The organism is Microvirga tunisiensis (genome assembly GCF_009296175.1).
GTDB classification, from domain to species: Bacteria; Pseudomonadota; Alphaproteobacteria; order Rhizobiales; family Beijerinckiaceae; genus Microvirga; species Microvirga tunisiensis.
The window spans coordinates 1-19452 of sequence record NZ_VOSK01000122.1 but is presented as its reverse complement, the minus strand read 5'-3'; the positions used below and the strand labels follow the sequence as shown (position 1 = coordinate 19452).

The following is a 19452-nucleotide window of genomic DNA, read 5'->3' as shown; positions in this document are numbered from 1 at the left end:
CCCAACAGCTCCAGCACCAACCGCTTCAGATCGGCGTTCGACAGGCCATCAAGATCCGGGGCCGGTGACATGCAGGGGATTGAATCAGAATTGTCGCTGCGCCGGAACCCCGACCCGCCAGCTCAGCCCGGACTTTTGCCAATGTTACGGAAAATGCCGGTAACCCTTTGGCAGCCAATGTGGAAAACCTTCGGCTGATCGGGCTCGTTATTCAGGGCGCGGGCAACGAACTCAATAACCTCATTGCCGGCAATGACGCGAACAACTACCTGTATGGTCTCGATGGCGATGATACGCTCGATGGCGGACTTGGCGACGAAACGCTCGTGGGCGGAGGTGGCACAGATACGGTCATCTATGCTGGGAAGCTATCGGACTACACTATCGTAACCAAGAATGCCGAGCGCGAACTGACTGGGTCAGGTATCGGCACTGATACTCTGCGTGACATAGAGATCCTACAATTCTCAGACGGTCGTCTGATCGGCAAAGTGTGGGAGCCCAATCCGGTCGACCCTGGCAACCCCCGCGATCCTGGAACTCCTGGCGACTCCGGCACTCCTGGCGGCACCGGCACTCCGATCGGTCCTGGAACTCCTGGCAATCCCGGCACTCCGAGCACTCCCGGCGATCCTGGAATTCCCGCAGTTCGGACCGAAGTCCGCAACGGCACGTCCAAGGCGAACACCCTCACCGGCAATGACAACATCAACATCATGAAGGGCCAGGGCGGCAACGATGTGATCAAGGGCCGTGGCGCGGATGACAAGCTCTACGGCGGCACTGGCAACGACAAGGTCTATGGCGAGAGCGGCGACGACTGGCTCTACGGCGACAGCGGCAACGACCTGGTCTATGGCGGGATCGGCAACGACCGTGTCTATGGCGGCGCCGGCAACGACAAGGTCTATGGCGATGCCGGCAACGACCACGTGAATGGCGGCGGCGGTCACGACACGGTCGTCGGCGGTTCCGGCGACGACGTGATCGATGGCGATTTCGGCAACGACATCCTTTACGGGAATGCGGGAAGCGATGCCTTCGTGTTCAGCGACAAGCTCGGGACACCCAGCACTGATCGCAAGGTCAACTTCGACACGATCAAGGACTTCAACGTCACGTCCGACAGCCTCTGGCTCGACAACGCCATCTTCAGGAAGCTCGGGAGCGGGACGTCGTCGGATCCGGGACAGTTGAACAAGGAGTTCTTCGTCACCGGCACCAAGGCACGCGAGAAGGACGACTACCTGATCTACAACAAGAAGACGGGCGTCCTCAGCTACGATGCCGACGGATCGGGTTCCAAGGAGGCCGTGGAATTCGCACAGCTCTCGAAGAACCTCAAGCTGACCTACAAGGACTTCTTCGTGATCTAACGCGTCGGAATGAAAGAGGGCCCCGGCCAACGGCTATGGGGCCCTTTCTTTTTGATCTTTTGAGCAGAGCAAGAATGCGGCCGGCTTAGGCCGCTTCAGAATCGCTCACTCACATGAGCTGCCGCTCAGCGGACGGCGGCAAGCCGTACCGGTTCACGGCTGCGTGTCTGCTCGACCCGTTGACCGAGCACAGCCGAGAGCTGCGCGGCGGCCGTCGAGGCCCGTTCGCGCACGGCGGCGTCCACGAGCGTGCCGTCGATGAAATTACTCTCGCTCGCATAGACGGCGGTCGGGATGGTGAGCGCCTCGAAGAAGCCGAAGAGCGGGCGCAGATAATGCTCGACGACGAGGGCATGGCGCAGCCCACCGCCCGTCGCGGTCAGCAGCACGGGCACGTCCCTCAGCGCGTCGGGCTCGACGAGGTCGAACAGATGCTTGAACAGGCCCGTATAGGATCCCTTGAAGACGGGGGTTCCCACGATCAGGGCATCCGCGGTCTCGATGTCCCTGAGGACGCGGGCGGCGTCCGACGCCAACTGCGTGCGCGAGAAGGCACCGCCGAGACCAGGTCCGATTTCCACCAGATCGTGAACGACGAAGTCGACCGATCGAGTCCGCCCGATTTCGGCACCGATCGTTTCGACAAGAGACCGTGTCTTGGACGGGCGGCGGAAGCTGCCGGCGATGCCGACAATCCGAGGGTGCGTCATGGAGAACCCTTTCTGATGCGAGGCGTCCTTTGCCTCGCAGCACCTTGGCATCGGATCCAAAAATGGATTCCACTTTTGGAATTGATCCGATGTTCCCTTTCCTGGCTGACGCATCGCTCGGCGCGAACCGACGGTTCGCGTCAGTGAAAACCGTGTCCACTTTTCCGCGCAATGCGCTAGCGTTTGAACACGCGGCGCAAGTTGCTCACACCTTAAATCACCGCGGTTTTCGCAGGCTCCAGAGCCCTGAAAACAGCAGCAGGTTCATCCGCGATATCCGCTCTGTCAACGCAATTGTTCTTTAAACCGAACAAAAAGAAAAATTTTCTCTTTTGCAGTGCTTTGGGAGATTCTGCCGCGCGAGGTGCGTCCGGCTTCGACCGAAGCGGATCGGGCCGCCGGTCCCAAGGGAGCAAAGGCAGTGGATCGAAGTTGAGTGATCAGAACGACAGGTGACAATCCACAGAAGGATCTGTAAGGACAATCCGGTTTCACGTCAAAAAAGAAATAAATAATCTATTCCACATAAGAAAGATGCGAAGTGGCCGCCCATGGAGCCCTGGACCTGATCGGAAAAACGCCTCTCGTCGAGGTGACGAGTCTGGACACCGGTTCGTGCAGGCTCTTCCTCAAGCTTGAGAGCGCCAATCCCAGCGGCTCCATCAAGGACCGTCCGGCGCGCGCCATGATCGAAGCGGCGGAAGCCGACGGACGCCTGAAACCGGGCGGCACCATCATCGAGGCGACAGCCGGCAACACCGGCGTCGGTTTGGCGCTGGTCGGCGCCAGCAAGGGCTACCGCACGCTCCTCGTGGTGCCGGACAAGATGTCCCGGGAGAAGGTCCTGCACGCCAAGGCCCTGGGCGCCGAGGTCGTCATCACCCGGTCCGATGTGGGCAAGGGCCACCCGGATTATTACCAAGACCTCGCCCAGACGATCACGAGCAGGACGCCCGGCGCCGTCTACATCAATCAGTTCGAGAACCCCGCCAACCCGGCCGCCCACGAGGCGAGCACCGGCCCTGAGATCCTGGAAGGAATGGAGGGCGACGTGGATGCCGTCGTGGTCGGCGTCGGCTCCGGCGGCACCCTCACGGGCGTCGGGCGCTATCTCAAGAAAGCCTCGCCCAAGACCGCAATGGTGCTGGCCGATCCCGCGGGCTCGATCCTCGCCCCGCTGGTCGAGACCGGACAGATGACCGAAGCCGGCTCCTGGGCCGTCGAGGGGATCGGCGAGGATTTCGTCCCGCCGAACTGCGACCTCTCGCTGGTGAAGAAGGCCTATTCCATCGGCGACAAGGAGAGCTTCTCGGCAGCGCGAGAGCTCCTGCGCAAGGAGGGCATCCTGGCAGGTTCCTCCTCCGGCACCCTCCTCGCGGCCGCCTTGCGCTATTGCCGCGAGCAGACGGAACCGAAGCGGGTCGTCACCCTCGTGTGCGATACGGGCGCCAAGTACCTGTCGAAGGTGTTCAACGATGCCTTCATCGCGCAGGAAGGCTGGCTGGACCGCAAGACGACCGGCACCGCGCGCGATGTGGTGATCAATCCCTTCGGCGAAGGCGCGACCATCTTCGTGTCGCCCAGCGAGACCCTGCGCTCCGCTTTCGCCCGCATGCGTTCCTCCGACATCTCGCAGCTGCCGGTGATCGAAGATGGTCATGTGGTCGGGCTCATCGACGAAAGCGACATCCTCGATGCGCTTGTCGCCAATGAGGGCACTCCCCAGAGCGTCTTCGACAAGCCGGTGCGCGACGTGATGGTGTCGCGCCTGCAGACGATTTCCGCCGATGCTCCCGTCAAGGAGCTTCTGCCCCTCTTCGCAGCCGGTCTCGTGCCGGTGATCATGGATGGCGACACCTTCGTCGGTCTCGCCACCCGCATCGACCTCATCAACTTCTTCCGGATCAAGGCCTCATGACCGCCCGCAACCAGCTCGATTTCGCCACCCGCTGCATCCATGCAGGCCAGTCGCCGGATCCCACCACGGGTGCGGTGATGATGCCGATCTACGCCACCTCGACCTTCGCGCAGGAAAGCCCAGGCGTTCACAAGGGCTTCGAATATGCCCGCTCGCAGAACCCGACCCGCATGGCCTTCGAGCGATGCATCGCGGATCTCGAGGAGGGCACCGCGGCCTACGCCTTCTCATCCGGACTCGCGGCGAGCGCCACCGTGCTCGACATGCTGGAGCATGGCTCGCACATCGTGGCTTCCGACGATCTCTACGGCGGCACGCGTCGCCTCTTCGAGCGCGTGCGCAGGAAATCGGCCGGGCTCGACATAACCTATGTCGATCTTGGGAATCCGGATGCGGTGAAGGCGGCTCTGCGTCCCAACACCAAGTTCGTCTGGGTCGAGACGCCCACCAACCCTCTCCTGAAGCTCGCCGACCTCGAAGCCATTGCCGCAGCGACGCGCGGGCACGGCACCTGGCTCGTCGCCGACAACACCTTCGCCAGCCCTTGGGTGCAGCGCCCGCTCGAATTCGGCTTCGACATCGTCGTGCATTCCACGACAAAGTACCTCAACGGCCATTCCGATATGGTCGGCGGTGTCGTCATCGTGGGCCAGAATGAAGAGGTTCGGGAGAAGATCGCCTTCCTGCAGAACGCCGTCGGTTCCGTCTCCGGACCCTTCGACAGCTTCCTGGCCCTGCGCGGCCTCAAGACGCTCTCGCTGCGCATGGAGCGGCACTGCACCTCGGCGCTCAAGATCGCCCAGTTCCTGGAAAGCCATCCAGGCGTGGACGGCGTGATTTATCCGGGCCTCGCCTCGCATCCGCAGCACGAGCTGGCCAAGCGCCAGATGCGCGGCTTCGGCGGCATCATCACCGCCCGCATCAAGGGCGGCCTCGACGGCGCGACACGCTTCCTGGAGCGCTGCCAGCTCTTCACGCTCGCCGAGAGTCTGGGTGGCGTGGAAAGCCTGATCGAGCATCCGGCGATCATGACCCATGCCTCCGTGCCGCCGGAGGTCCGGGCTGAGCTCGGCATCGACGATGGCTTGGTGCGTCTGTCGGTCGGCATCGAGGATGCGGACGACCTGATTCAGGATTTGCGCTCGGCGCTGTCGTAAGCGATTAGCTCCTTAGTCGTGGTCCCGTGCCTCGAAACATGCGCTCGTCATCACCGGCCTTGTGCCGGTGATCTCGATCGATTGAGGCGCAACGCTCTTCCGGATCGGGATGGCCGGGACAAGCCCGGCCATGACGAGGAGAGGGTATCGCCATGTCATTCCGGGGCCGCGCAGCGGAGCCCGGAATCCATAAACACGACGTATCAAGGAAGAGCGTCCAGCATTGCATTTCTTTCCGCAACGCTGGCGGCTATGGATTCCGGGCTCTCGCTGGCGCTCGCCCCGGAAAGACAGTGAGAGCATCCTTTCCTCGCCTGCGGCTCGCCGGGGATGACAAGGACCGTCACGCAACCGGCGAGAATCGCCCGACGAGCTGGTGACGGTCACCAGGATAGGTGATCCTCGCCTCGGTCACGAAGGCGCCCGCCTGCCAGGTGCGCCGCTCCAGCACGAGACAGGCGGTTCCCGTTTGAACCTGCAGGCGCTTCGCCATCGTGCTGTCCGCGTTGACGGCGCGCACGATGTGCTCCGCATCCGTCCAGGGAACGCGCCGCAGCAGCCATGTGCCGGGCGGGTCGTCCTTGAACGCCTCCTGGTCGGCTTCGGGCACGGTAGCCAGGTTGATCAGGCGCTGCTCGAAGGCTTGCGGCACGTCATCCATGACGTGAAGCGTGGAGAGGCAGAGCATCTTCGTCTCCACCGGCAGACCGGTACGCTGTGCGGCGGCGGCATCGATGGGTTCGATGGAGCGGTGCAGGATCTTGAAGCGATATTCGATGCCGGCCCGCGCCGCCTCGAGCGCGAAATCCTGGATCTGCAGCACGGCCTGCTGGCTGCTCGGCTCCGCCACCACCGAGCCCGCCCGGCGTCGCCGCGTGATGAGGCCGTTGGCGGCGAGCGTCGACAGCACCTTGTTCACCGTCATGCGCGAGCAGCCGTATTCGGTCATCAGCTCGTGCTCGTATGGAATGCGATGGCCCGGAGACCACTCGCCCGACATGATCCGGGCCTCGATATCGTCGCGGATGCGCTGGTGCAGATGTTTCATGCCGCCTTCAGTCTTCTCTCATGCCAGGATCCGAGCCATGGCGCGCCCGTAGCGAGCGCGGATCGTTTCACGGTGAATGTGCCGGCCGCTCCTGACAACGGCATTGCCCGCAACAAACACCGTGTCGATGGCAGCCTTGCCCGCGACGAACACGTAAGAATCGATCCAGCGGTCCCCTGAGACGGCGGCGAGGTCCGGGTAGCCGGCATCGAGCACCACGAGATCGGCGCGCTGCCCTGCCTCGATGGCTCCGATACGACGGCCGAGCGCCCGAGCGCCGCCTGCCAGCGCCCTGTCATAGAGGCTGCGCCCGGTCGATTGGCCCTCGCGCCGGGCCAGGACATTGCGGGCGCGGTGCTTGAGGCGCTGACTGTACTCGAACTGCTTGAGTTCCGCCGACGCCGAAATCTCGATGTTGGAATCCGACCCGACGCCGAACCGGCCTCCGGCCGCGAGATGGTCGGCTCCTTCGAAGATGCCGTCGCCCAAATTGGCCTCCGTGATCGGGCACAGGCCCGCGACCGCGCCGCTCATCGCGATGCCTTTGACCTCCCGCGCATCGAGATGGGTTGCGTGGATCAGGCACCAGCGCCGGTCGACAGGCGCGTGGTCGAGCAGCCATGCGACGGGGCGCTGGCCCGACCATGTCAGGCAATCCTCGACCTCCTTCACCTGCTCGGCGATGTGGATGTGGATCGGCCCCCCGCCGGCCAGCGGCACGACATCGCGGAGGCTCTCGGGCGTGACGGCGCGCAGGCTGTGCGGCGCGACGCCGATGACGGCATCATCGAGCTCGGCCACGGCCTTGCGAGCACCTTCGAGCAGCCGGGCATAGCTGTCCACGTCATTGATGAAACGCCGTTGGCCCTCAGTCGGCGCCACGCCGCCGAAGCCGCCTTGCGCATAGAAGACCGGCAGGAGTGTCAGGCCCATGCCGGTCTCCTGTGCCGCAGCCGCGATACGATGGGAGAGCTCCGCGACATCGGCATATGGGCGGCCGTCGACATCACGATGCAGATAATGGAACTCGGCGAGCGCAGTGAAGCCCCCCTCGAGCATTTCCATCATGGCGAAGGCCGCGATGGCCTCCACATCGTCCGGAGTGAGTGAGCCGAGGAACCGATACATGACCTGCCGCCAGGTCCAGAAGCTGTCCCCTTCCGGTCCTCGGGTTTCGGCAAGCCCCGCCATGCCGCGCTGGAAGGTATGAGAGTGCAGGTTCGGCAATCCGGGAAGCGCAATCCCGGCGATGCGCTCGCGTCCGTCGGCGGAGGCATTCGCATGGACGGCGAGGATCATCCCGCCGTCGATGTCGATCCCGACATTCTCCGCCCAGCCGTCCGGCAGAAGGGCGTGATCGAGAATGAGCCTGCGCATGCTGACACCTTCACTGTCGATGGCCCCGGACCACAGCCGCCAAAAAGCCATGCCGACGCCGGACCATCAGAGCCGATCGAATACATCTAGACAATATCGATCTTTCGCGATTATGTATAGACATTATCGCAACCTCACCGGAGCAGGAACATGCGCTTCGACCGGGTCTGGTTCAATGCTCGCCTTGCTACTCTGGCCGGTGACGGTCTCGGCATCGTCGAGAGCGGAGCCGTTGCCGCCAAGGATGGCCGGATCGCCTTTGCCGGACCGGCGAAGGATCTCCCGACCGGTTGGGATGCGGCCGAGCGGATCGACTGCCAAGGTCGCTGGATCACCCCCGGCCTCGTCGATTGCCACACCCATCTCGTCTTCGGAGGCGACCGGGCGCATGAGTTCGAGCTGCGGCTGAACGGCGCGAGCTACGAGGAGATCGCCCGCGCCGGCGGGGGCATCGTCTCCACCGTGAAGGCCACCCGCGCAGCAACCGAGGATGAGCTCGTCGCCAGCGCCCTGCCCCGCCTCGACCATCTCATCGCGGAAGGCTGCAGCACCGTCGAGGTCAAGTCGGGCTATGGCCTCGACCTGCAGACCGAGGCCCGGTCCTTGCGCGCCGCGCGGCGTCTTGCCGACGTGCGCCCCGTATCCATCACGACCACTTTCCTCGGCGCCCATGCCCTGCCGCCGGAGGCGAACGGCGACAAGGAGGCCTTCATCGACAAGGTCTGCCACGAGATGCTGCCGGCGCTTGCCCGCGAAGGACTAGTCGACGCGGTCGATGCCTTCTGCGAGGGCATCGCCTTTTCCCCTGAGCAGACGGCCCGCGTGTTCGACGCCGCCAAGGCGCATGGTCTGACGATCAAGCTTCACGCCGACCAGCTCTCCAACCTGCACGGCGCGAAGCTCGCCGCCGATTATGGAGCCCTATCCGCCGATCACCTCGAATACACGGACGAGGATGGGGCTGCGGCGATGGCGAAGGCGGGCACGGTCGCGGTGCTTCTGCCGGGCGCCTTCTACATGCTGCGGGAGACGAAAGCGCCGCCGGTTGCCGCCTTCCGTAAAGTGGGCACACGCATGGCGCTGGCGACCGATTGCAACCCCGGCACCTCACCGCTGACATCGCTCCTGCTCACCATGAACATGGGCGCGACCCTGTTCCGCATGACGGTCGAGGAATGCATCGCCGGCGTCACGAGAGAGGCGGCGCGCGCCCTCGGAAAGCTTGGTGAGATCGGCACGCTGGAAGCGGGCAAGTCGTGCGATCTCGCGATCTGGAACATGGAACGCCCGGCGGAGCTCGTCTACCGCATCGGATTCAACCCGCTTCACGCCCGTGTCTGGAGAGGACAGTGACTCAAGAAGTAATGCTTCATCCCGGCTCCGTTTCTCTGACCGATTGGGCACGAGTCTATTTCGGCGCAGAGGTGGCACTCGATCAGGATTGCCGCGCCGCCATCGAAGCCGGCGCCAGGACCATCGAGGCCATCGTGGCCAAGGGTGAGCCGGTCTATGGCATCAACACGGGGTTCGGGAAGCTCGCGAGTGTGCGCATCGGCACCGCCGATCTCGCGACTCTCCAGCGCAATATCGTGCTCTCGCACGCGGCAGGCGTCGGTGAGCCCCTGCCGATTGCGGTGGTGCGGCTCGTCATGGCCCTCAAGCTCGCGAGCCTCGCTCAAGGAGCGTCGGGCGTGCGCTGGTCCACCATCGAGCACCTGACGGCTTGCCTGCGCGCCAACCTCATTCCTGTCATTCCTGGGCAAGGGTCGGTGGGTGCCTCGGGCGACCTGGCTCCCCTCGCCCACATGACGGCAGCGCTCATGGGCGTCGGCGAGTTCTTCGTCGACGGCGTGCGCATTCCGGCAGAAACAGCTTTGGCACAAGCGGGCCTCGCGCCGTTGGCGCTTGGTCCGAAGGAAGGTCTTGCGCTTCTCAACGGCACGCAGGTGTCGACCGCGCTTGCGCTGGCCGGCCTGTTCGAAGCCGAGCGCGTGTTCCGCGCCGCGCTCGTCACGGGCGCATTGGCGACCGATGCCGCCAAGGGTTCGGACGGACCATTCGATGAGCGCATCCAGAAGCTGCGGCGCCACCGCGGGCAGATCGAGGTCGCCGCATCCCTGCGCGCCCTGATGCAGGGCAGCGCCATCCGCGCGTCTCACCTCACCAACGATGACCGCGTGCAGGATCCTTATTGCCTGCGTTGCCAGCCCCAGGTGATGGGCGCGGTCCTCGACCTGCTGCGTCAGGCGGGCGAAACGCTCGGCACCGAAGCGAATGGCGTGTCCGACAATCCGCTCGTCTTCTCGGAGACCGGAGAGGTCATCTCCGGCGGCAACTTCCACGCGGAGCCGGTGGCCTTCGCGGCCGATATGATTGCCATGGCTCTCTGCGAGATCGGCTCTCTCGCCGAGCGGCGCATCGCCATGCTGGTCGACCCGGCCCTCTCGGGCCTTCCCGCCTTCCTGACGCCGAAACCCGGGCTCAATTCCGGCTTCATGATCCCGCAGGTGACGGCGGCGGCTCTCGTATCGGAGAACAAGCAGCGCGCCTATCCGGCGAGCGTCGACTCGATCCCGACCTCCGCCAACCAGGAGGACCATGTCTCCATGGCGACCCACGGGGCAAGGCGCCTCCTCCCGATGGCGGCGAATACCGCCAACGTCATCGGCATCGAGCTGCTCGCCGCGGTTCAGGGCTGTGACTTCCACGCCCCCATGAAATCGAGCGTGCGCCTCGAGCGTGCCCGCGCGCTGCTGCGCACGGAAATCCCGCACCTCGATGACGACCGGCACATGGCGCCCGACATGCAGCAGGCCACGGCTCTCGTTGTTTCCGGCGCCCTGGCGGAAGCCGCCGGCGTCGACCTGCTGCCGCTCGTGACCGATGAGGTTCGAGCATGAGCGAGTATCCGGACTGGCTCACTGTCGTCCGTGGAGAAGCGCCGCTCGTGGTGAGCTTGCCGCATACCGGCACGGAGATTCCCGCTGCGTACGAACGCGGCCTCGTCTCGCCCTGGCTGGCGCGCAAGGATGCGGATTGGTGGATCGAGCGACTCTACGATTTCGTCGCCGACCTCGACGCAACCGTGATCCGCACCACGATCTCCCGCACGGTGATCGACGTGAACCGCGACCCGTCCGGCGTCTCGCTTTATCCGGGACAGGCGACAACCGAGCTTTGCCCGACGACGACCTTCGACGGCGAGCCGCTCTACGAGCCGGGGACAGAGCCGACGGAGGACGAGATCGCCGAGCGCCGCGTCCGTTTCTTCGATCCCTATCATGCGACCCTTCGCGCGGAGATCAACCGGCTGCAGGCACGGCATGCCACAGTCGTAGTCTATGACTGCCACTCGATCCGCTCGGTCATACCTCGCCTGTTCGACGGCACCCTGCCCCACTTCAACATCGGCACCAATGGCGGCACCACCTGTGCCCCATCCCTGAGCGACGCCGTCGAAAAGATCTGCCTCGGCAGCGGCTTCAGCCACGTCGTCAACGGCCGCTTCAAGGGCGGCTACATCACGCGCAGCCTCGGCGATCCGCGGGCCGGTATTCATGCCGTCCAGATGGAGCTTGCCTGCCGCGGCTACATGAAGGAGCCGCCCGGCCCTGTAGCGGAATGCGAGTGGCCCAGCGTCTACGACGAGGATTATGCCGCGCCCATGCGGACGGCACTCACTCTCATTCTTCAAACCTGTCTCACCTTCGCCCGTTCCAAAGCCTGACCCGAGGATCCGTCCCATGACCCGCATCGACAACGCCCGCGTGATCCGCGCTCCGCATGGCACCGAATTGTCGGCCAAGAGCTGGCTGACGGAGGCGCCCTTGCGCATGCTGATGAACAACCTCGATCCCGATGTCGCCGAGAAGCCAGGCGAACTCGTCGTCTATGGCGGCATCGGCCGTGCCGCGCGAGACTGGGACAGCTTCGACCGCATCGTGGCAGCTCTCAAAAACCTTGAAGCCGACGAGACGCTCCTCGTTCAATCGGGCAAGCCGGTCGGGGTGTTTCGCACCCATGCGGATGCGCCGCGCGTGCTGATCGCCAATTCCAATCTCGTGCCGCACTGGGCCACTTGGGACAAGTTCCATGAGCTCGATCGCAAGGGGCTCATGATGTACGGCCAGATGACGGCCGGCTCCTGGATCTATATCGGCACGCAGGGCATCGTGCAGGGCACCTACGAGACCTTCGTGGAGGTGGGTCGTCAGCACTACAACGGCGATCTCTCCGGCCGCTGGATCCTCACCGGCGGCCTCGGCGGCATGGGCGGCGCGCAGCCGCTCGCCGCCACGATGGCGGGAGCCTCCTGCCTTGCGGTGGAGTGCCAGCCGAGCCGCATCGAGATGCGCCTGCGCACGGGCTACCTCGACCAGCGCGCCGATACGCTCGACGAGGCACTCGCCATCATCGAGCAATCGTGCCGTGACAAGAGGCCGGTCTCCGTCGGCCTCCTCGGCAACGCCGCCGAGATCTTCCCCGAGATCTACCGCCGCGGCATCCGTCCCGATGCGGTGACCGACCAGACCTCGGCGCATGATCCGATCAACGGCTATCTGCCGAAGGGCTGGACGCTTAGCCAGTGGGACGCCAAGCGCGAGAGCGATCCCAAGGCCGTGGAGCACGCCGCCAAGCAATCCATGGCCGCGCAGGTGCGCGCCATGCTCGACTTTCACAGGGCGGGCGTACCCACCCTCGATTACGGCAACAACATCCGCCAGATGGCGAAGGAGGAAGGCGTCGACGACGCCTTCGACTTCCCGGGCTTCGTGCCGGCCTATATCCGCCCGCTCTTCTGCCGCGGCATCGGGCCGTTCCGCTGGGCAGCGCTGTCGGGCGATCCGGAAGACATCTTCAAGACGGACGCCAAGGTGAAGGAGCTGCTGCCGGACAACAAGCACCTGCACAACTGGCTCGACATGGCCAAGGAACGCATCAAGTTCCAGGGCCTTCCCGCGCGCATCTGCTGGGTGGGCTTGGGCGATCGTCACCGGCTCGGCCTCGCCTTCAACGAGATGGTCGCCAATGGCGAGTTGAAGGCGCCCATCGTGATCGGCCGCGATCATCTCGATTCCGGCTCGGTCGCCAGCCCGAACCGCGAGACGGAAGCCATGAAGGACGGCTCTGATGCAGTGTCCGACTGGCCGCTCCTCAACGCGCTGCTCAACTGCGCCTCCGGCGCGACCTGGGTCTCGCTGCATCATGGCGGCGGCGTCGGCATGGGCTTCTCGCAGCACTCGGGCATGGTGATCGCCTGCGACGGCACGCCGGAAGCGGCCAAGCGCATCGAGCGTGTGCTCTGGAACGATCCAGCGACCGGCGTGATGCGCCACGCGGATGCCGGCTACGACATCGCCATCGACTGCGCCCGCGAAAACGGTCTCAATCTTCCGAGCCTGCGGTGATGACGGCGCGCGTCTTCCGCAATGAGGATCTCGTCCGCGTTCCCTGGAAAAACGACGGCGGCACCACCGCGGAGGTTGCCGCATTTCCGGAAGGCTCCACATTCGAGACCTTCGGATGGCGCATCAGCATGGCGGATGTGGCCTCCGACGGGCCGTTTTCGCTCTTTCCCGGCATCGACCGCACGCTGATCCTGGTCGAGGGCGACGGCATCGAGCTCGACGTGGAGGGCATCGCTTATCCGCTCGACAAGGCCACCCCCAAGCTTTCCTTCTCCGGTGACGACATCACCATCGGGCGGCTCCTCTCGGGCCCGATCCGCGACCTCAATGTGATGACGCGGCGCGGACAGTTCCGGCACCGGGCGCGGTTCATCGAATCCGGCGTGGCGCTGCTGTCGGACGACACGATTGTCGCCTTTCTCGTCCCGCTCGATGGTCCTTTCGACGTGACGCTCGATTCGACGATCCATTCACTCCAGGCGCTCGATGCGCTAATGCTCGAGGCGACGCAGGAACTTGTCCTGCTCTCCGGGACCGGCCGTGCGATCCTCGTCGAGATCTCGCCTGACCCGTCGACATAGGAGCCAATATTTGATGCGCGATGCCCAAAACAGCGGCAGGTCAAAATGTCTATACATTTGACATTGCCGCTCCGGCATGGTGCCATTCGCCCGCTCGAAAAGAATGCCCGGCGCCTGAATTCCTGGAACCTACCGGAGAGCGCGATCGGCGAAACGAGCCAGAGGATTTGGATAGAACGGAGGCTGCAATGAAGGCGGTATTGGGTAGTTTGGCCGTGTTGGCGCTGGCGGTCGGGTCCGCCTCGGCGCAGGAGACGAAGGTGGCCATCGGCATCTCGGGCTGGACGGGCTTCGCGCCCCTGACGCTCGCGAAGGAAGCCGGCATCTTCAAGAAGAACGGCCTCGACGTCACGATCAAGAAGGTCCCGCAGGCCAGCCGCCACCTCGCCATCCAGTCCGGCGACATCCAATGCGCCGCTACCACGGTCGAGACTTGGATCGTGTGGAACGCGAACGGCGTCCCCACCAAGCAGATCTTCCAGCTCGACAAGAGCTACGGGGCTGACGGCATGGTGGTGAAAAACGACATCGCTGCCATCAAGGACATCAAAGGCAAGCAGGTGGCCGCCTCCGCGCCCGGCACGTCGCCCTACTTCGCCCTCTCCTGGATGCTGAAGAAGAACGGCCTCTCGGTGAAGGATGTGACCGTGGTCAACATGGAGCCCGGCCCGGCTGCGCAGGCTTTCATCGCCGGCCAGAACGATGCGGCCATGACCTACGAGCCTTATCTCTCCTCGGTGCGCGCAGCCCCTCAGGCCGGCAAGATTATCGCCACGACCCTCGATTATCCGATGGTCATGGACACCTTCGGCTGCACGCCGAAATTCCTTGCCGACAACCCGAAGGCCGCGAAGGCCTTTGCCGACAGCTATTTCGAAGCGCTCGACATGATCGCCAAGGATCAGGCGAAGGCTTATGAAATCATGGGTGCGGACGTGAAGCAGACCGGCGAGGCCTTCGGCAAGTCGGCCCAGTTCCTGCGCTGGCAGAACCGCGAGGCCAACAAGAAGTTCTTCTCGAGCGAGTTCAAGACCTTTTCGGCGGAAGCCGCCGACCTGCTCCTGGAGACCGGCATCATCAAGCAGAAGCCCGACATGGAAGCGCTGGCCGATACCAGCTTCATCCAGTAACGCTCTCCCTATCGCGGCGGCGGCCCGGTTCCACGCGGGCCGCCGCCTGATCATTTCCTCACAAGCACCCTCCGGCACGCCAGGTCCGGATGGCAGAGCAGATCCTTCATGCCTCGTCCTCTCGAACCCGTCAGCCAGGGCACGCGCGTCACGCTCGGCATTTCCTTCTTCATCCTTTTCCTCGCCGCGTGGGCCGTCGCGACCCTTGGCGGCTTCGTTTCGCGGACCTTCCTCGCCGATCCGATCACCATGGTGCAGGACGGATGGCTGCTGCTCACCCGCTTCGGTTTCATGGGCGATATCGGCATCACGGTCTGGCGCGTCGTCGGCGGCTTCGTCCTTGCAGCAATCGTCGCCGTGCCGCTCGGCATCATGATGGGCGCCTACAAGTCCTTCGAGGCTTTCCTCGAGCCTTTCGTGTCCTTCGCACGCTATCTGCCCGCATCGGCCTTCGTGCCGCTTCTCATCCTCTGGGCCGGCATCGGAGAGATGCAGAAGCTCCTCGTCATCTTCATCGGCTCCGTCTTTCAGATCATCCTGATGGTCGCGGTCGCCGTGGGCAACACCCGTCGCGATCTCGTGGAGGCCGCCTACACGCTGGGCTCCAAGGATCGGGGCGTGGTGAGGCGCGTGCTCATCCCCGCCAACGCACCGGAGATCGCCGAGATCCTGCGCCTCGTTCTCGGCTGGGCCTGGACCTATGTGATCGTCGCGGAGCTCATCGGCTCGTCCTCCGGCATCGGACACATGATCATCGACAGCCAGGCGCTTCTGGCCACCGGTCAGATGATCTTCGGCATCATCGTCATCGGCGTCATCGGCCTCATCTCCGACTTCCTGTTCAAGGCTCTCAACCGCTCGCTCTTCCCGTGGAGGCTCGCATGACCGGCGCGATCCTCCAGATCGACAGCGTCTCGCGGGTGTTTCCGGGCGTGCGCGGCGGCGCTCCCGTGCGCGCGCTCGAGCCCACGAACCTGCAGGTGGCTCAGAACGACTTCATCACCATTCTCGGCCCCTCCGGCTGCGGAAAATCCACGCTCCTGCGCATCGTGGCAGGCCTCGACCGTCCGAGCGGCGGACGCGTGCTGCTCAATGGCCGCGAGATCAAAGGCCCGGGTGCGGACCGAGGCATGGTGTTCCAGTCCTATACCCTGTTTCCGTGGCTGACGATTGCTGAGAACATCGCCTACGGCCTGCGCGAGAAGGGCATGCCGAAAGCGGAGCGTCAGGAGATCGTCGCGTCCTACACCGAGAAGGTGGGCCTGCGCGGCTTCGAGAATCATTATCCGAAGCAGCTCTCCGGCGGCATGCAGCAGCGCACCGCCATTGCCCGCGCACTCGCCAACGATCCGGAAATCCTGCTCCTCGACGAGCCCTTCGGCGCCCTCGATAACCAGACCCGCGGCCTGATGCAGGAACTGCTGCTGGGCATCTGGGAACGCGAGCGCAAGACCGTGCTCTTCGTCACCCACGACATCGAGGAAGCGATCTTCCTCGCCTCCCGCGTCATCGTCATGTCCGCCCGCCCCGGCCGCATCAAGGCCGACATCCCCGTCGACCTGCCTCACCCGCGACACTACACGATGAAGACCACGCCGGAGTTTTCAAACCTGAAGGCGCAGCTGACGGAGGAGATCCGCGTCGAGGCAATGCAGGCGGAAGGCGTGCATTAGCACTCTTTGCAGCCACAATGCGTACGGCGTAAGGCACTCCCGATATCCTTCCGGGTGAATTGACGCTTCGGCCTTCTTCAGGCGACGCTTCGTGTCATTGATACGGGGAAGGCACGATGCTCAAACGCCTGTTAGCCGGATCCATCCTGATCGCCAGCGGCACGCCAGCCATGGCCGATATCGTCATCGATCAGGCGATGATCACCGCCGGCGAGTTGCGTGTCGTCGGACGATTGAGCAAACCACGGCAGGTGTCGATCTTCCTCGATGAACGCTTCGAGACGAAGGCCGATGCCAACGGGCGGTTCACCTTCCGGATCGCCTATCATCCCGCCAGCTGCGTCGTGAACCTCCAGGCAGAGAATGAGCAGCGGCAGGCGGTTGTCGGCTTCTGCGGCCAGAAAGGTCCGGAAGGATCGGGCGCAGCAGAGCAATCTGCGGCCGTCGAACCCGTCCGCCCTGGGCCTGCAGGCCCGCCCGGCCCTCAAGGCGAACCCGGGCGCGATGGAGCCCCCGGGCCAAAGGGCGACCCAGGATCGGAAGGACCTCCCGGCCCGCAAGGGGCTGCAGGTCCTCCCGGGCCGCGCGGAGAGCCCGGACCGGCGGGCCCGGTTGGGGCGCAAGGGCCCGCTGGACCTCCGGGACCAGCAGGAAATACGGAAGCGCGGGCCGTCCCTGAAGGGCAGCCAGGCCCTGCGGGCCCAGCGGGTCCTATCGGGCCCGAAGGCCCGGCGGGTCCTCCCGGCCCGCAGGGGCCACAGGGGCTTGCAGGCCACCAGGGACCGCAGGGACCTCAGGGGACGCCGGGGCTGCGGGGAGAACCAGGACCGGCCGGCCCACCTGGTCCGATCGGACTGGCTGGTCCTGTTGGCGCGGAAGGATCTATCGGGCCCGTGGGGCCTGCCGGGCCTCCGGGACCGCAAGGTGTCGCCGGAGGCATCGGGCCGATCGGACCTCCAGGCCCCATCGGCCCGGCTGGGCTCACGGGTCCTGCCGGACCTCCGGGTTCCATCGGTCCGGAGGGAAAGATGGGACCTGAAGGGAAGCCGGGGCTCGCCGGAACGATTTTGCGCGTCTTCGTGCAGGAATGCGCATCCCAGGGTCGATGCATGGCGCGCTGCGAGCAGGACGAGTACCCGGTCAACGGCACCTGCAACCGTGGCGACCGTCTCGATATGGATGAAGCCGGCGTGTACTGCTTCTCCACTGCCGAGAGCCCGAAAGGGATGATCGCCCGGGCGATCTGCGCGAAGAAGTGACCGACCGGACCGTCGAGAAAGGCCCGCCTCCGGTCCGTTAGTCGTCACCGATCAGAGGCGGGCAACAGGACTGGTCCAGAGGAATTAACGAACCGCGTGGCTGTCTTTGCGAGTCGGCATCGCGGCCTCATCCACGAGGCTGGGAGCAAAGGTGCCGTTGAGCGGATGCGGGTTCCATGGGGTGTCCGATGAGGACACCACCTTGAGCGCCCCGAACCAGCGATGCCTGAAGCGCGTAGCAGCTCTCAGGTCGTCGAAACCCACCAATCCCCATTCACCGAGCAGATGATAGAATTCCCAGCTTTCCCCTTCCTCGTCGAGCCATCGGACGACCTCATGGTTTAGGTCTCGCCCGCTCTCGTTCCAGACACGCCAGTCATTGACCATGAAGACATAGGGCCAGTTCTTCGAATAGGCGTCGACGCCGTAGCAGGCCGAGGATGCCATTTCCTCGTCGCGCCATGTTGCGGCAATGGTCCTCTTCAGCTCGTCCAAGTTCGTCATCGTCCAGGTCTCAGATTGCGCAATCCACGCATTGGGAGTGCATCATGAAATTAAGGATAGCATAGCTATAACCCAGGAGTAGTAGATAAAATGCTTCTGCATGGCACAGCGTTCCGAACCTGCTTCATGAACGGCGACGGCCCCCATCGCCACGGAACGAGCCAAATTTCGCTTGTGGAAATGATCCTAGAATCGGACCCTGCTCGGAAGCGTTAGCAGGTTCAGCGATTTCAACGACTTCCTGCTTCTCGTAAGTGGTAATCCTAAAGATGCAGGGAACGAATGCCTCTCAAAGCACCTATCTGGTTAATAGGTGCAGGGAGACTTGCATGAAGCCAGACCATGTCGAGCTTGTCGCGCAGGCGTTTTATGCCGCCGAATATTCGGGCGACTGGGACGATGCTCCCGAGATCCTGCAGCAGCAGTTCAGGGATCTGGCCCGCACGGCCATTTCGCTTCTGCATCGGCAGGTCTCCCATTGCCGATCCTCTCTCACGCCGGCGAAGGTCTTGGAAGCCGCTCATGATGAGAATAGCGTACAACTCCCGTCCTGATTGTCGCTGCAGGTCAGGCGAGGGCTAGCGAACAAACATGCCCGACCCTCTACGTTCAGATGGGAAGGCAAAGTCAGTGCCGTGTTAAGGTAGCCGAATAACGCTACGCTACGGCAGGTCCAACCCATGTCATCTGCAGCAGGAAAGACCATAATCGCCGTGGCATCCCTCATGGCCCTCGTCGGGTGCCAAAGCACCGCGGGCTCGATGACCACCGCAGCCCCTCATACCGCTGGCATTGATGAGTCCGGATCCGCCTCAGCGAGCGCCCATGCCGAACTAATTCCTCTGCACAGAGATTATGACTCTTTGGCGCGTGGGTCTCTCGGGACGGTGTTGGGATAGGCACGGCCCATCTTGGCGCGGGCTTGTTCGGTGGTGAACATCCACTTGATCTCGGCACCGGAGGCGTTGCGCGCACGCTCCCAGGCGGCGATCTCGCGTTCAAGGCACCCACGATTGTCGATGCGCCGAGCCAGGCACTGGCGCTTGAGCACCCCGATCTCAATCTCGGCCATGTTCAACCAGCTTGCGTGCTTGGGGGTGAAGTGGGCCTCCAGCCGCCTCAAGATGCGATGCGCGTCGGGGGCCGGAAAGGCCTCGTAGAGCGCTCCGGGCGTGTGCGTCGAGAGATTATCCAGCACCACCCGGATCCGCTCAGCCTCGGGGTAGTGCACATCGGCCAGCTCCTGCAGGCTGGCGGCAAAGTCGTGTGCCGTGCGCCGTTCGCTGACTGTGACGTGGCGCCAGGGGCAGT

The 19452-nt window shown here is 64.1% G+C and carries 20 protein-coding genes; 15 read left to right on the top strand and 5 right to left on the bottom strand.

Annotation, left to right across the window (positions count from 1 at the left end):
• Positions 1–198: hypothetical protein (locus FS320_RS47230; RefSeq protein ID WP_210252216.1), on the top strand; the 198-nt coding region annotated here is incomplete at its 5' end.
• Positions 180–1376: a calcium-binding protein gene (locus FS320_RS23665; protein WP_162003187.1), complete on the top strand. Its 1197-nt coding sequence runs from the start codon at positions 180–182 to the stop codon at positions 1374–1376. The genes FS320_RS47230 and FS320_RS23665, both read left to right, overlap by 19 nt.
• A gap of 125 nt (positions 1377–1501) precedes the next feature.
• On the opposite strand, the gene msuE is transcribed toward FS320_RS23665, so the two are convergent.
• Entirely contained in the window at positions 1502–2086 is a 585-nt protein-coding gene (gene msuE / locus FS320_RS23660) for an FMN reductase (RefSeq protein WP_152714377.1), read from the bottom strand.
• 62 nt (positions 2087–2148) lie between these two features.
• Between msuE and FS320_RS23655 the strand changes: the two genes are divergently transcribed.
• The 3 genes from FS320_RS23655 to FS320_RS23645 all read left to right on the top strand — a co-directional run bounded on the left by FS320_RS23655 (position 2149) and on the right by FS320_RS23645 (position 5161).
• On the top strand, positions 2149–2391 hold the full coding sequence (locus tag FS320_RS23655; RefSeq protein ID WP_152714376.1) for a hypothetical protein: 243 nt from the start codon (positions 2149–2151) through the stop codon (positions 2389–2391).
• A 236-nt stretch (positions 2392–2627) separates the two neighbouring features.
• Positions 2628–4004 (top strand): pyridoxal-phosphate dependent enzyme, encoded by a 1377-nt coding sequence (locus FS320_RS23650; RefSeq protein WP_162003186.1) that lies wholly within the window; start codon positions 2628–2630, stop codon positions 4002–4004.
• Positions 4001–5161 carry a cystathionine gamma-synthase gene (locus FS320_RS23645; RefSeq protein ID WP_152714375.1) on the top strand — a complete coding sequence of 387 codons (1161 nt, stop codon included), beginning with the start codon at positions 4001–4003 and terminating at the stop codon, positions 5159–5161. Before FS320_RS23650 ends, FS320_RS23645 begins: the two co-directional genes overlap by 4 nt.
• A 343-nt stretch (positions 5162–5504) precedes the next feature.
• Here the strand turns inward: FS320_RS23645 and hutC are convergent, their stop codons facing one another.
• Together hutC and FS320_RS23635 are read right to left on the bottom strand one after the other, a co-directional pair.
• Positions 5505–6209: a histidine utilization transcriptional repressor HutC gene (hutC, locus tag FS320_RS23640; protein ID WP_152714374.1), complete on the bottom strand. Its 705-nt coding sequence runs from the start codon at positions 6207–6209 to the stop codon at positions 5505–5507.
• Between the two features lie 18 nt (positions 6210–6227).
• Complete coding sequence (locus tag FS320_RS23635; protein WP_152714373.1) at positions 6228–7586, bottom strand: formimidoylglutamate deiminase; 1359 nt, start codon at positions 7584–7586, stop codon at positions 6228–6230.
• Positions 7587–7736: 150 nt separating this feature from the next.
• Here FS320_RS23635 and hutI point away from each other — a divergent pair, with 150 nt between their 5' ends.
• The 9 genes from hutI to FS320_RS23590 all read left to right on the top strand — a co-directional run bounded on the left by hutI (position 7737) and on the right by FS320_RS23590 (position 17637).
• Positions 7737–8939, top strand: a complete 1203-nt coding sequence (hutI, locus tag FS320_RS23630) for an imidazolonepropionase (protein ID WP_152714372.1) — start codon at positions 7737–7739, stop codon at positions 8937–8939.
• Positions 8940–8950: 11 nt separating this feature from the next.
• Positions 8951–10486, top strand: a complete 1536-nt coding sequence (hutH, locus tag FS320_RS23625) for a histidine ammonia-lyase (RefSeq protein WP_152714379.1) — start codon at positions 8951–8953, stop codon at positions 10484–10486.
• On the top strand, positions 10483–11313 hold the full coding sequence (gene hutG / locus FS320_RS23620; RefSeq protein ID WP_152714371.1) for an N-formylglutamate deformylase: 831 nt from the start codon (positions 10483–10485) through the stop codon (positions 11311–11313). Before hutH ends, hutG begins: the two co-directional genes overlap by 4 nt.
• A 16-nt stretch (positions 11314–11329) precedes the next feature.
• Entirely contained in the window at positions 11330–12994 is a 1665-nt protein-coding gene (hutU, locus tag FS320_RS23615) for a urocanate hydratase (RefSeq protein WP_152714370.1), read from the top strand.
• Positions 12994–13575 (top strand): HutD/Ves family protein, encoded by a 582-nt coding sequence (locus FS320_RS23610; RefSeq protein WP_152714369.1) that lies wholly within the window; start codon positions 12994–12996, stop codon positions 13573–13575. The genes hutU and FS320_RS23610 overlap by 1 nt, the downstream gene beginning before the upstream one ends.
• A 188-nt stretch (positions 13576–13763) precedes the next feature.
• Entirely contained in the window at positions 13764–14705 is a 942-nt protein-coding gene (locus FS320_RS23605) for an ABC transporter substrate-binding protein (protein WP_152714368.1), read from the top strand.
• Between the two features lie 108 nt (positions 14706–14813).
• On the top strand, positions 14814–15590 hold the full coding sequence (locus FS320_RS23600; protein ID WP_152714367.1) for an ABC transporter permease: 777 nt from the start codon (positions 14814–14816) through the stop codon (positions 15588–15590).
• Positions 15587–16378, top strand: coding sequence for an ABC transporter ATP-binding protein (locus FS320_RS23595; RefSeq protein ID WP_152714366.1), 792 nt, complete (start codon positions 15587–15589; stop codon positions 16376–16378). Before FS320_RS23600 ends, FS320_RS23595 begins: the two co-directional genes overlap by 4 nt.
• A gap of 116 nt (positions 16379–16494) precedes the next feature.
• Complete coding sequence (locus FS320_RS23590) at positions 16495–17637, top strand: collagen-like domain-containing protein (RefSeq protein ID WP_152714365.1); 1143 nt, start codon at positions 16495–16497, stop codon at positions 17635–17637.
• Positions 17638–17721: 84 nt separating this feature from the next.
• Here the strand turns inward: FS320_RS23590 and FS320_RS23585 are convergent, their stop codons facing one another.
• Positions 17722–18141 carry a hypothetical protein gene (locus FS320_RS23585; RefSeq protein ID WP_152714364.1) on the bottom strand — a complete coding sequence of 140 codons (420 nt, stop codon included), beginning with the start codon at positions 18139–18141 and terminating at the stop codon, positions 17722–17724.
• Positions 18142–18470: 329 nt separating this feature from the next.
• Between FS320_RS23585 and FS320_RS23580 the strand changes: the two genes are divergently transcribed.
• Positions 18471–18695 carry a hypothetical protein gene (locus tag FS320_RS23580; RefSeq protein WP_152714363.1) on the top strand — a complete coding sequence of 75 codons (225 nt, stop codon included), beginning with the start codon at positions 18471–18473 and terminating at the stop codon, positions 18693–18695.
• Positions 18696–18994: 299 nt separating this feature from the next.
• Here FS320_RS23580 and FS320_RS23575 read toward each other — a convergent pair.
• Positions 18995–19452 (bottom strand): transposase (locus FS320_RS23575; protein ID WP_192926324.1); only part of this gene is annotated, 458 nt, incomplete at its 5' end.

Excerpts from the sequence above, each read along its gene's own strand:
- msuE (WP_152714377.1), bottom strand. The coding sequence starts at position 2,086 with ATGACGCACCCTCGGATTGTCGGCATCGCCGGCAGCTTCCGCCGCCCG.
- FS320_RS23655 (WP_152714376.1), top strand. The coding sequence starts at position 2,149 with ATGGATTCCACTTTTGGAATTGATCCGATGTTCCCTTTCCTGGCTGAC.
- FS320_RS23645 (WP_152714375.1), top strand. The coding sequence starts at position 4,001 with ATGACCGCCCGCAACCAGCTCGATTTCGCCACCCGCTGCATCCATGCA.
- hutC (WP_152714374.1), bottom strand. The coding sequence starts at position 6,209 with ATGAAACATCTGCACCAGCGCATCCGCGACGATATCGAGGCCCGGATC.
- FS320_RS23635 (WP_152714373.1), bottom strand. The coding sequence starts at position 7,586 with ATGCGCAGGCTCATTCTCGATCACGCCCTTCTGCCGGACGGCTGGGCG.
- hutI (WP_152714372.1), top strand. The coding sequence starts at position 7,737 with ATGCGCTTCGACCGGGTCTGGTTCAATGCTCGCCTTGCTACTCTGGCC.
- hutH (WP_152714379.1), top strand. The coding sequence starts at position 8,951 with ATGCTTCATCCCGGCTCCGTTTCTCTGACCGATTGGGCACGAGTCTAT.
- hutG (WP_152714371.1), top strand. The coding sequence starts at position 10,483 with ATGAGCGAGTATCCGGACTGGCTCACTGTCGTCCGTGGAGAAGCGCCG.
- hutU (WP_152714370.1), top strand. The coding sequence starts at position 11,330 with ATGACCCGCATCGACAACGCCCGCGTGATCCGCGCTCCGCATGGCACC.
- FS320_RS23610 (WP_152714369.1), top strand. The coding sequence starts at position 12,994 with ATGACGGCGCGCGTCTTCCGCAATGAGGATCTCGTCCGCGTTCCCTGG.
- FS320_RS23605 (WP_152714368.1), top strand. The coding sequence starts at position 13,764 with ATGAAGGCGGTATTGGGTAGTTTGGCCGTGTTGGCGCTGGCGGTCGGG.
- FS320_RS23600 (WP_152714367.1), top strand. The coding sequence starts at position 14,814 with ATGCCTCGTCCTCTCGAACCCGTCAGCCAGGGCACGCGCGTCACGCTC.
- FS320_RS23595 (WP_152714366.1), top strand. The coding sequence starts at position 15,587 with ATGACCGGCGCGATCCTCCAGATCGACAGCGTCTCGCGGGTGTTTCCG.
- FS320_RS23590 (WP_152714365.1), top strand. The coding sequence starts at position 16,495 with ATGCTCAAACGCCTGTTAGCCGGATCCATCCTGATCGCCAGCGGCACG.
- FS320_RS23585 (WP_152714364.1), bottom strand. The coding sequence starts at position 18,141 with ATGACGAACTTGGACGAGCTGAAGAGGACCATTGCCGCAACATGGCGC.
- FS320_RS23580 (WP_152714363.1), top strand. The coding sequence starts at position 18,471 with ATGAAGCCAGACCATGTCGAGCTTGTCGCGCAGGCGTTTTATGCCGCC.